General features: G+C 47.5%; 9 protein-coding genes and 1 pseudogene. All 10 read left to right on the top strand.

Going from position 1 to position 12,129, the window contains the following annotated elements; translation table 11 throughout:
- Positions 1-388: 388 nt before the first annotated feature.
- Complete coding sequence (locus AC1DUA_RS16315; RefSeq protein WP_477500768.1) at positions 389-1,471, top strand: Gfo/Idh/MocA family protein; 1,083 nt, start codon at positions 389-391, stop codon at positions 1,469-1,471.
- Between the two features lie 37 nt (positions 1,472-1,508).
- Positions 1,509-2,594 (top strand): Gfo/Idh/MocA family protein, encoded by a 1,086-nt coding sequence (locus tag AC1DUA_RS16310; RefSeq protein ID WP_161408323.1) that lies wholly within the window; start codon positions 1,509-1,511, stop codon positions 2,592-2,594.
- Positions 2,595-2,707: 113 nt separating this feature from the next.
- Positions 2,708-3,490 (top strand): SDR family NAD(P)-dependent oxidoreductase, encoded by a 783-nt coding sequence (locus AC1DUA_RS16305; protein ID WP_477500767.1) that lies wholly within the window; start codon positions 2,708-2,710, stop codon positions 3,488-3,490.
- A gap of 99 nt (positions 3,491-3,589) precedes the next feature.
- A complete protein-coding gene (locus tag AC1DUA_RS16300; RefSeq protein ID WP_477500766.1) occupies positions 3,590-4,495 on the top strand; it encodes an LLM class flavin-dependent oxidoreductase in 906 nt (301 codons plus the stop codon).
- 727 nt (positions 4,496-5,222) lie between these two features.
- Complete coding sequence (locus AC1DUA_RS16295; protein WP_477500765.1) at positions 5,223-6,566, top strand: ABC transporter substrate-binding protein; 1,344 nt, start codon at positions 5,223-5,225, stop codon at positions 6,564-6,566.
- Between the two features lie 135 nt (positions 6,567-6,701).
- Entirely contained in the window at positions 6,702-7,721 is a 1,020-nt protein-coding gene (locus AC1DUA_RS16290) for a LacI family DNA-binding transcriptional regulator (RefSeq protein WP_477500764.1), read from the top strand.
- A 16-nt stretch (positions 7,722-7,737) separates the two neighbouring features.
- The gene (locus tag AC1DUA_RS16285; protein WP_477500763.1) at positions 7,738-8,859 is read left to right on the top strand and encodes a glycoside hydrolase family 88 protein; all 1,122 of its coding nucleotides are present in this window, start codon (positions 7,738-7,740) and stop codon (positions 8,857-8,859) included.
- Positions 8,852-10,003 (top strand): DUF2264 domain-containing protein, encoded by a 1,152-nt coding sequence (locus AC1DUA_RS16280; protein WP_477500762.1) that lies wholly within the window; start codon positions 8,852-8,854, stop codon positions 10,001-10,003. Before AC1DUA_RS16285 ends, AC1DUA_RS16280 begins: the two co-directional genes overlap by 8 nt.
- Before the next feature lie 140 nt (positions 10,004-10,143).
- Positions 10,144-11,811 carry a PucR family transcriptional regulator gene (locus AC1DUA_RS16275; protein ID WP_477500761.1) on the top strand — a complete coding sequence of 556 codons (1,668 nt, stop codon included), beginning with the start codon at positions 10,144-10,146 and terminating at the stop codon, positions 11,809-11,811.
- A gap of 124 nt (positions 11,812-11,935) precedes the next feature.
- Positions 11,936-12,129 (top strand): annotated as a pseudogene (locus AC1DUA_RS16270) (alanine dehydrogenase); the annotation flags it as partial.

The raw sequence follows: 12,129 nt of genomic DNA, 5'->3' as shown, positions 1-12,129 counted from the left end.
ACTCTAGAGTCCGTTAGCTGCAAATACTCTCACAAAAGTAGCAAATAGAGTCATCTCAGTCCGTAAGCCAACAACAATTAATGCTCGCAAGAGGTAAGGGGGAGTCCGTTAGCCAACATATCTATCATTGCTGAAAAATCAGACAAAAATCTTATGAAGGTGTAGAATGCCACAGGTTCTCAACCTCAATGTCCTGATTTGGAAGGGACAATAAATTTCGTGAGTGGTAATCCAACAAATTGAAGAAGACAAGCCGTTTTTTCAACCAAATACGTCATGTCGTAATTTCTTAGCTCTTTTGTCCTAATGTTAGACTAAAAATCCTATTATTCCTATGCTACATTTATGTAGGATGTCTTAATATTACATGTAGCGATGAGGTAATGAGATGAGCAAAACATTGAAAATCGGCATTATTGGCGGCGGCGGTATTGCTGGCGCACATGTAAGAGCCTACCGAGAGCTGGCTGATGTAGAGATTGTAGCGGTTGCAGATGCTGTACCAGGCAAAGCGGCGCAATTTATTGATTTCTGGCAGCTTACATCGGCGCAAGCCTTTGACGACTACCGACAGTTGTTGGAGTTAGACCTTGATGGAGTAAGTATTTGTACGCCTAATGTGGCTCACCACCGCACAACGGTAGATGCCTTGCTGGCAGGTAAAAATGTCATGCTCGAAAAGCCGATGTCCGTTACGCTGGATGAAGCGGTAGAAATGGCGCAAACTGCGAAAAAGACAGGTTTCATGCTTAATGTTGGTTTCCAACCGAGGTATGACCCGAACATGAAAACCATTCAAGATGTGGTTCAATCCGGTCAACTGGGCAAAGTGTACTATGTGGAGACTGGCGGCGGACGTCGTAGAGGGATGCCTGGCGGCACATTTATTTCCAAGGCAATTGCCGGTGCCGGCGCAATGGCTGATATTGGCTGCTACTCGCTGGATATGGCGCTTAACGCGATGGGATATCCGAAACCGCTTACCGTATCCGCTTACAGTTCTAACTATTTTGGAACGAACCCTTTGTATCACAAAGAAGCAACGCGCTTCGATGTAGAAGATTTCGGAGTTGCGATGATTCGATTTGAGGGCGATCTCGTGCTGAATTTTAAAATCTCATGGGCGATGCACATGGACACATTAGGACCGACCCTGTTCCTTGGAACCGATGGCGGACTTAAAGTGACACCTGCTGGAAAAGGACCATGGAGCGGCGTGTTTGATGGATCTGTTGGATCTATCACGTACTTCCATGATGTGCTTGGTCACCATACCGAAAGTCAAATCCCGATCATCGATCATAATAAGAATCTATTTAACGAAAAAGTTCGTGATTTTGTTGAAGCGGTTCGCGACGGCAAGCCTGCGCCGATTCCAGGCGAGCAAATTGTCCGGAATCAAGCGATTATTGACGGTATTATACGTTCCTCTCTTCAAAAACGCGAAGTCACAATTGAACTTCCTAATTAATTCATACTAAAATTCAACCTACTTTGGAGGTAATCTTATGTCACGTATTTTCCGTATTGGTATCATTGGTTGTGGTGGAATTGCAAACGGTAAGCATTTGCCGAGCTTGAGCAAATTGAAAAATATTGAAATCGTCGCATTCTGTGACATCGTTGGCGAACGCGCAGAAAAGGCTGCTGATAAATACGGCGCAGAAGGCGCTACCGTTTATGAAGATTACAAAGAACTACTAACGGACGCTACGATTGATATCGTACATGTTCTTACGCCTAATGATTCGCACGCTGAAATTGCAATTGCTGCTTTGGAAGCTGGCAAGCATGTGATGTGTGAGAAGCCTATGGCAAAAACTGCAGCAGATGCGAAACGTATGGCCGAAACAGCTAAACGTACAGGCAAGAAGCTGACAATTGGCTATAACAACCGTTTCCGTGCGGATAGCCAGCACTTGAAACGTGTTTGTGAACAAGGTGAGCTTGGTGAAATTTATTTCGCAAAAGCGCATGCGATTCGTCGTCGTGCAGTTCCAACATGGGGTGTATTCCTCGATGAAGAAAAACAAGGCGGAGGCCCGCTAATTGATATCGGGACACATGCTTTGGACTTGACGCTTTGGATGATGGACAACTACAAACCGAAAGTTGTACTCGGAACGTCCTACCACGAATTGTCCCAAAAGGAGAATGCCGCTAACGCATGGGGGCCGTGGGATCCAAGCAAGTTCACAGTAGAAGATTCCGCATTCGGAATGATCGTGATGGAAAATGGAGCGACAATTATGCTGGAATCCAGCTGGGCTCTGAACACGCTGGAAGTTGACGAAGCGAAGTGCTCGCTGAGCGGAACAGAAGGCGGCGCAGACATGAAAGGTGGACTTCGTATCAATGGCGAGAAACACAGCCGTTTGTATACAACGGAAGTCGATCTGAAAGCGGGCGGCGTTGCTTTTTATGACGGTGCCAAAGAAAGTGATGCGGATCTGGAAATGCGTACTTGGATCAAGGCGATTGAAACGGATGCAGAGCCTGTCGTGACACCTGAGCAAGCCTACGTTGTTTCGCAAATTTTGGAAGCAATTTATGAATCAGCACGCACAGGAAAAGCGGTTTACTTGAATAATTAGAATGTAGAAAAGGGAGGCCTGTGCCTCTCTTTTTTTTGCCAACATTTGAAAAAATGCTACTAAAAAGAGTATGCTTGAACTACTCTGGTGTCTAGGAAAGGATGGATGTAGGGATGGATTTGGGGTTGAAGGGAAAAGTTGCCTTAATAACAGGCGGTAGCAAAGGAATTGGCTTGGCGACTGCGATCACGTTATCCCGTGAAGGGGCGAAGGTTGCTATTTGTGCGAGGAATGAGGAACAGCTGCAACAAGCTGCCAAACATATTGCTGGCTTGACCGATAACCTTGTGCTAACGATTCAAGCGGATGTCATGTCAGAAGAAGATTGCAAACGCGCTGTCGAGCTGACCGTTGAAGCTTTTGGCGGGATTGATATTCTGGTTAATAATGCCGGGACTTCCGCGGCGAAACCTTTTGAACAGGTGGGAACCGAGGTATGGCGGCAGGATTTGGAACTGAAATTATTCGGAGCAATTCATTGCTCTCGTTATACGATTCCATATATGAAACAAGCTGGTGGAGGTTCCATTGTGAATCTTACGACGTCTGCTGCCAAAACACCGCCGGCTTCCTCCTTGCCGACAAGTGTCAGCCGCGCAGCGGGACTAGCTTTAACTAACGCGATGAGTAAGGATCTTGCTGGGGACGGTATTCGCGTGAACACCGTTTGTATCGGGAAGATTCGCAGTGATCAGCTGGAAAAATCCTGGAAGCGCGAAGCGCCTGAACTCACTTGGGACGAGTATGCAAGTGATGCAAGGCACGCCATTCCGTTAGGCCGCATCGGTAATGCGGAGGAAGCAGCGAACGTGATTGCATTCCTATCCTCACAAGCTGCTTCTTATGTGACCGGTACTTCGGTCAATATTGACGGCGGTAAAGGTGAAGCTTTGTAAAACTGAACGTTATCGGCTCTTTATTCGATTATGAATAAGGAGCTTTTTTGGCGATTACTGCTGTTGAAGGGCATAATGAGAGAAAGGGGGAGCATCTAAATGAAGCTCAGTGTGTTAGATCTTGTTCCCGTCATAGCTCCAGCAGACGCGAGTACTGCTTATAAGCAAGCCGTCAAGCTGGCGGGACAAGCTGAAAAATGGGGCTATTCGCGCTATTGGGTCGCCGAACATCACGATATGCCTGCACTAGCTTGCACAGCGACGGAGGTTCTCTTGGCACATGTCGGTGCAAGGACGGAACGTATTCGCATCGGTTCAGGTGCACTGCTGCTGCCACATTATAAGCCAATGAAGGTGGCTGAAAGTTTTCATATGCTTGCTGCCCTATATCCGGGCAGGATTGATCTTGGCATCGGGCGGGCGCCCGGTGGTTCAGCGAATGCCGCGATTGCGCTAAGCGGCAACTTCCTAGAGAACGTTCGGCAGCTGCCAGAAACGTTGAAGTCGTTAATGGCCTTGCTCGAAGGCCGGTTTGTGTGCGAGGGGCAGCCGGTAACGGCCAGGCCAGTGCCCTCCATTGCGCCGGAAGTGTGGATGCTCGGCACAAACACGAAAAGCGCAGCATTAGCAGCTGAACATGGAACTGGCTACGTATTCGGCCAGTTTATGAGCGACAGCGATGCTAATGAAGTGGTGCGAGGCTATCGGGAGCAATTCGTGCCGTCCGCACAGGGGCAGGTTCCCCGCGTCATCCTCGCGGTAGGCGTGGTTTGCGCCGATTCGGAAAAGGAGGCGCAGGCACTAGCAGCTGGCATGCCTTGGCTGCAAGGGGCAGAATTTCAGCCCCAGCGCAAAGTGCTCGTCGGCACAGCGGCTAGTGTGCGCGAGCAGCTGGAGCTGATTGCACGCGATTGTGAGGTCGATGATTTTCTTCTGGTCACGCCAGTTGCAGATTATGAGCAGCGACTGCGGTCTTATGAACTCGTGAGCACGCTGATTAGCTGATATGTTTCAGTGCAAAAGCACCCTGTAGAAGGTTGTAGTAGGTGGCTGTCGATTACAGTTTTAAGAGAGATGGAAAAACTACCGTTAATCTGATCTGCTCAGTGACAGTGAGCGAAATAGTGGTAGGAACTCCAGTTAAATGGTCCGAATATGGGTAAAATAAACTAAATTAGAAAAAATAGTGGTAGAAAATTCAGCTATTTGTCCAAAAGTGGCGCATTTGCGGAAATTAGCAGGAGTAATCGGCGTTAAGATCAAGCAATTCGAACCAATCTCGCAGTTACCCGGTTCCACAGGGGTGCACCCTTAAGGGATCCGTATTCCCCATAGAGTGGTATCCCACCATCAAGCAAAAAGGCTGCATCCCTAGTAGATATCCTACTGGAGATGCAGCCTTTAATACTTATTTGCGAACCCTATAAGACATGTTACGCGCGGCGTTTTTTACGTAAATACCAGACTAACATGGAAATGGCGTCCCGGATTGAAGCGGTTTGGTAGTACCTGAGCGTCAATGTCATAAGCAAGAAACCTCCCTAACCCTGAAAGTATGTCATGCATGAACAGTACTATTTTTTTTTTTTTTTTTTTTTTTTTAATAATTTTTTAACACTGTTTTTTAAACAAATACCTCTATTTTCTGGATTAAACTTTACGCTAGAAAGTTGGATAATAAACATGTAAGCGTTATCCAAATTTGATCAGCTCATTTAGGGGAGGAATAGAGATGAAAAAAGTGTTCACTTTAGCTCTGTCGCTATCCATCATGTTTACTGCGGCAGCATGCTCGTCAGGCACGAATACGCCAGCACCTGCGGCCAGCGCCGAACCATCCAAAGCAGCAGTAGCAACAACAGCACCTAGTAAAGATCCAGTTAAGCTTCGCGTTGCTTGGTGGGGTGGGCAAGCGCGTCACGATTACACGTTAAAAGTTATCGAGATGTATGAGAAACAGAACCCAAACGTTAAGATTGAAGCAGAATATGCGCCATTCGACGACTATTGGAAAAAGCTTGCTCCACAAGCCTCGGCCAACCAGCTGCCGGATGTCATTCAAATGGATATCTCTTATTTGACACAATATGGCGGGAAAAATCAGCTGGCTGATTTGACGCCTTACACCAAAAACGGACTTATCGATGTCTCTTCCATCTCCCCGAATAACATTTCCGGTGGTGAAGTGGGCGGTAAGTTAGTCGCGATGAACTTAGGCGTGAACGCGCTAGCGACGACAGTCGATGTGAATACATTCAAAAGCTTAGGCATTCCTACACCAACCAAAGATTGGACTTGGGACGATTATGATGCGGTTGCGGCAAAAGCGAAAGCAGGCGGCAAACAAATCGGTGGTTTCGCGCTTCATCATGAAGTCTTCTTCCCGTATTACCTGCGTTCCGTCGATCAAAAAATGTACAATGCAGACGGTACAGCGCTTGGCTACACCGATGATAAACCGTTCATTGACTACTTCAAGCGTTATCAAAAATGGTACGAAGCTGGCAATATCCTTTCCCTTGATAAAGAATCACAGAAGAAAGGTGTAGCTGAGGAAGATGAAATTTTGCTGAACAACGCCGTAACGGGCAATGGTTGGTCCAATCAATTTTTGGCTGTTGCCAATTTGGTCAAAGACCGTCCGCTTGAATTATTGCCGTTACCTGGTCGCAACGGCAATAAAGGCTTATTCTTGAAGCCAAGTATGTACTTCTCCATTGCGAACAGTTCCAAGCAAAAAGAAGAAGCAGCGAAGTTCATCTCCTTCTTCGTGAACGACATTGAAGCCAATAAATTGATCAAGGGTGACCGTGGTGTGCCTGTATCCTCCAAAGTAAAAGATGCACTCAAACCGTTGCTGTCACCGAACGAAGTGAAAATCTTTGACTATGTGGCATGGGCTGAGCAAAACAGTTCTCAAATGGACCCGCCAAACCCGGTTGGTTCCATCGAAGTTGAGAAATTGCTCAAAGCAACAAGCGAGCAAATCTTGTATAAGAAAACGAGCGTAGAAGAAGCCGCTGCGAAATTCCGCAAGGATGCTAACGCTGTTTTGGAAAAAAACAAAGCGAAATAAATCTTCGCACTAAACGAGAGACCGGATTTCCCTTGAATGGAGGGAACCGGTCTTTTTTCCTCTTGACAGGTTAAACGTTTCAATTTAAGCTAATAGAGTATGTTAAACGTTTAACAAAACGGAGTTGAAACAGGGATGACCAAGCCCAAACAAGTCACCATTGTAGAAGTGGCCGAAGCAGCAGGTGTGTCGATTGCCACCGTCTCCAATGTGTTGAATCGAGGTGGTATTCGCTCGTCGAAAGAGACGATTCGCAAAGTCGAATTGGCTGCTGAACAACTGGGGTATCGACGCAACACGATGGCAGCAGGTCTAAGCCGTAACAAAACATATGAAATCGGTCTCATTATACCGGCGCTGGCCAGCTATTATGGACAGCTTGCTGAACATTTGCAGATTGAAGCGCATCATGCAGGATACCACTTATCTGTTTTCTCTTCGGGAGGTTTTGACCCGGATATTGAACGCAGGCATTTGGAAGTTCTGCTGCAGCGGAGAGTTGACGGGTTAATTTGCCATGGTTTAGCCATGGGATTCGAAACGACGCGCTCCATTGTCAACAGCGGAACCCCCTTAGTGCTGATCAATGGGTGGGGGTGGCCAGAGGACATAGCGACGGGAGCCGTTAATCTAGGATTTGCCGGAGCTTGCTTGCAGTCCGTCAAGGTGCTTGCTGATCATGGCTGCGAAGCCATCTGCTACTTAGGCAGCAAACGCTCGAAAGTCATCGATGAGCAGCGGCTAATCGGGTTTCATGCCGGGATGGCGCAGTTCGGAGACGGTATTTACCAAGAAATCATGGATACGATGGGCTTGGATATCGAAGCCTATCTGCGTGAACTTATGCAGCGCGATGCGAAGTCTGTGGGAATTGTCGCTTTCGATGATCATGTGGCATTGCGAGTCTTATCTGCGGCTAATAAGCTGCACATTGATATTCCGAATCGCTTACGGCTTATTGGAATTAATAACGATTATATTGCAAAAGAAAGCTACCCTGGCATTTCAAGCTGGGACATTCCTTATAACGATCAAGCGCAAATGGCGATAAACAAGCTGCTGCAGAAGATCGACAACAAAGCGGAGTCAGGCGAAGACCGCGAGATCGAGGTCCCCCTTACTTTTATAGAACGAGAAACAACCAAACTACAGTAAACGGAGTGAATCATTCATGTGGAAACAAGCCATTGAAGATGCTTTACAGAAAACGAAAGTGAACATTGAACGTTTTGGGGATTTATTTCCTCATGTCAGCGAAAATGATGTGTATCACCTGAATCCGAATACGGATTGGACGGACGGTTTCTGGTCCGGAATCTTGTGGCTGGGCTACGAATACAGCGGTGACACAGCTTTTCAAGAAGCTGCGCAGAAAACGGTTGCAAGCTTCAAGAAAAGATTGGAAGACAATGTCGCTCTAGATCACCATGATATCGGCTTCTTATATTCCCTTTCATCCAAGGCACAGTGGATCATTGAAAAAGATGAGAATGCGAAACAGCTTACATTACAGGCTGCTGACGTATTGATGAAGCGCTGGAGACCAAAAGGCCAGTATATTCAAGCTTGGGGTAGTGAAGGCGATGAGCATAACGGAGGCCGCATTATCATTGACTGCATGATGAACCTGCCGCTCTTGTACTGGGCTTACGAACAAACAGGCGACGCGAAATACAAAGAAGTTGCTGTCATTCATGCCGATTTAAGCCGCCGTTATTTGGTGCGTGGCGATGATTCCTCTTTCCATACGTTCTATTTTGATCAAGAAAACGGTGAGCCGTTGCATGGTGGAACAGCGCAAGGTTATAGCGACGGTTCGACATGGACGCGCGGTCAAGCTTGGGGTATTTATGGATTCGCGCTTTCCTACCACTACACGAAAAATCCGGTTTACTTAGAAACAGCTAAACGCCTGGCTCGCTACTTCTTTGACCGCTTGCCGCAGGACGACGTTGTTTACTGGGATTTCAATGCACCAGTGAACGAAGAAACGAAGCGAGATAGCTCAGCTTCCGCCATTGCATCGGCAGGAGCGCTTGAGTTGTTGGAACATTTGGCTGCTGACGATGCAGACCGTGCTTATTTGGAAAATGCGATTGGGCGCTCCATGGCTGGACTTGTGAAATCCTACGCGACAATCGGTAAGCCTGATGCACAAGGTTTCATTGAGCGCGGCTCATATAGCGTTCGCGGTGGAAACGCGCCTGACGACTTCATGATCTGGGGAGATTATTACTATCTGGAAGCGCTAGTGCGTATGGAGAAAGGAATCAAAGGTTACTGGTATGAATAATCAAGTGGCAGCCAGCAGTGCCCGTTCTTATTGGGTACAGACAATGCTTCGCATTGCTGATCCTGTACTTGCGGCATTGGCAGATAAAAAACTGCGGGCTTCCATGCCTGTTGAAAATAAAAAAGAAGAGCAGCGCCAATACTCGCATCTGGAAGCTTTTGCCCGTACGCTCGTAGGTATCGCTCCATGGCTGGAAACTCCCGCGCTTGATGCGGAGGAGGAAAAGCTTCGGACACACTACGTCGAGCTTGTACGTTTAGGTCTGGATGCTGCGACAGATCCCGAGTCGCCTGACTTCATGAACTTTAGCCAAGGGTTTCAGCCGATTGTAGATACCGCATTTCTATCGCATGCGATTCTACGAGCGCCTAACACGCTTTGGCATGGACTAGAGAGCCGTGTTCAGAGCAATCTGGTGCAAGCCTTGAAAGCGACGAGAACACGCAAGCCGGGGTTCAACAACTGGCTGTTGTTCGCCGCTATGACCGAAACCGCGCTCGGATTTATGGGCGAAGATTGGGATCAGATGYGCGTGGATTTCGCTCTTAAGCAGCATGAGCAGTGGTACCTCGGAGACGGCATGTACGGCGATGGCCCTCATTATCATGCGGACTACTACAACAGCTTCGTGATTCAGCCAATGCTGGTTGATATCATTGAGCATGTGGATACGCATTATGAAGATTGGGCCGCTATGCGCAAAGATATACTGGCACGCGCGCAGCGTTATGCTGCTGTCCAGGAGCGTTCGATCTCTCCGGAGGGCACGTTCCCTGTGATTGGCAGGTCGCTTGCTTACCGGTTCGGCGCTTTTCAATCGCTAGCTCAAACAGCGCTGCGCCGTGAACTGCCTGTCAGTATTTCTCCCGCGCAAGTTAGATGCGCATTAAGCGCCGTAATCACGCGTCTAATTGAAGCTCCAGGTATTTTCGACGAAGAAGGTTGGCTGACGATTGGTTTATGCGGTCACCAGCCCGAGCTTGGTGAGCCGTACATCTCGACGGGCAGTTTATACCTGTGCTCCGCTGTATTCCTGCCGCTTGGCTTGTCGGCAGATGATGCGTTCTGGCAAGAGGCAGATGCGCCTTGGACTTCGCAGAAGGTTTGGTCAGGTCAGACGGTTGCCATCGATAAAGCCATTTAAGTCTGGATATCCTCAAAGCGCCTTGTTTCCTAGTGAAACGGGCGCTTTTTTCATGTATACTAAACTTCATTAATTCCTTTATCCCCAAATAGCCTGAATAGTCGATTGTGGATAACTTTGGTGAGCCAGAAGAAAGTAGCGTGACAGTCTTGAATCAAGATTATCAATTAACAGTAGAAGAAGTGCTGGGTAGACCTYTCTTTCAGCAAGCCTATATCGCTGCAGGACATGAGGGTTTACAGCGATTAGTGCGCTGGGTGCATATCATTGAAGTGATTCAGTTCGAAGAGCTGCTGCAAGGCGGAGAAATGATCCTGACAACAGGAGCCGCTTTCAAAAGCGATAGCAAGCTGTTTATGCTCTATTTGGAGCAGCTTATTAATAATCGCGTATCCTGTCTCTGCATCGAGATGGGCCACTATTTGAGTGCTATTCCACAGGCCTGGATCGATGCTGCGGAAGCCTGCCAACTCCCTCTGATCATCTTCCCTCAAGCGGTGCGCTTTATCGATATTACGCAAGATATTCATGCGCACATCATCAACCAACATCATAAAGCGCTCCAGGATCTGGAGAAAATTTCTCGTGAATTCCACCGTATGACGTTATCCTCACAGGGTGTATCCCACGTGCTGGGACTGCTCCAAAGCAGTACAAAAGCCCAAGTCATGTACATACCTCAGGATGGACAACCCAAATTTATTCCTCAGCTGGGAAGCCGTGAGACAACCCAGTGGCTGGAAATTCTGAATAGCCAAATAGAACGAGAAACAACTTCCAGAGATACAGGCTCTCCCGTTGTTTTCGAAAATGAGGGCCAGACGGTTATCGTGCAGCCAGTTGGTGCGATGGGTAAAACCTGGGCCCATATCATTCTCGTTCTAAGCCGCAAGCCGCAGGAGTACGAGTACTTGATTCTGGACTCTGCTTCGCTGTCAATCGCGCAGGATTTATTGCGCAAACGATACATGGAAGAGCGCAAATTGTACTCGCAAACCTTGTGGGTAGACGATCTSCTCCATCTTCGAATTCGTGACGAGGAGCAGGTCAAAGTCCTGATTGGGCATGGATTTAAACAGCTGAATGAACTTCCATATCATGTTATTCTAATTGAATTTGAACATAGACAAATCGAAGATCAATCCGTTCTTGAAGACGGGGATGGCATAGAATCTGTGGGCATTCACCTTTCATTAGCGGCACGATCCGTATTTGAGCAGCACATGTTTCATCCTCTGTTAACTTTGAAAAATAACCGGCTTGTCGTCGTAGCTTTTGACAAAATGTCTAAACGACCAGCCAAAGAGCGGCTGCAGCAGGTATTTCAGTCGCTACAGCTATTGAAAGCTGAGGAAGAGATGGAACTAACCATCGGAGTCGGTCAAAGCAACCGCAGTTTCTTGCAGGCGCACCAAAGTTATCAAGAAGCGCTTCAAGCGATTTCACTTGCTCCGACCCTGCGGGGGAAGGTGCAGTTTTTTGACGAGCTAGGCGTATTCCAGTTGCTCTTCCATATTGCCGATAAGCAAATACTGCAGTCCTTTGTCCGTACTTATTTAGGGCCGATCCTTGACTATGATCAAATGAAAGGCAGCGAGCTGCTGCGAACCCTTAAAGTATACCTGGATAGCGATGGGTCTAAACAGATTGCTGCTCAACAGCTTTTTATCGTAAGGCAATCGCTCTATTAYCGGTTGGAGAAAATAGAGGAGCTGCTTGGCGCCGATTATATGCTCCCTGAGAAACGATTAGCGCTGCAGGTTGGTATCCGGGCGTATCAGTTGCTTCATCCTGAACTTAAATTGTGAAAAAAAAGCGGACAGATTTTTTACAATTTGTCTAATGGAACAAGAACAGATCCCTCTTATACTTGGAACTATCAAGTGAAGACGGATCCTTTTTTGATGGGTCCCTAGGAGAGGTAGATGCAGAATGATTATTGGGGTTCCTAAGGAAATAAAAAATAACGAGTTTCGTGTAGGCATGACGCCTAGCTCTGTGCTGTCTTATACAAAAGCAGGGCATGAAGTTTTGGTCGAAACAATGGCGGGTCACAGCATCGGGTTCACGAATGAAGATTACGTACAAGCAGGAGCGACGATTGTTGCAGCAGCAGCGGACGTTTG

Source organism: Paenibacillus sp. 01T422, assembly GCF_056398785.1.
Note: the sequence above shows the minus strand (reverse complement) of the source record. Positions and strands in the feature narration are given on the sequence as shown.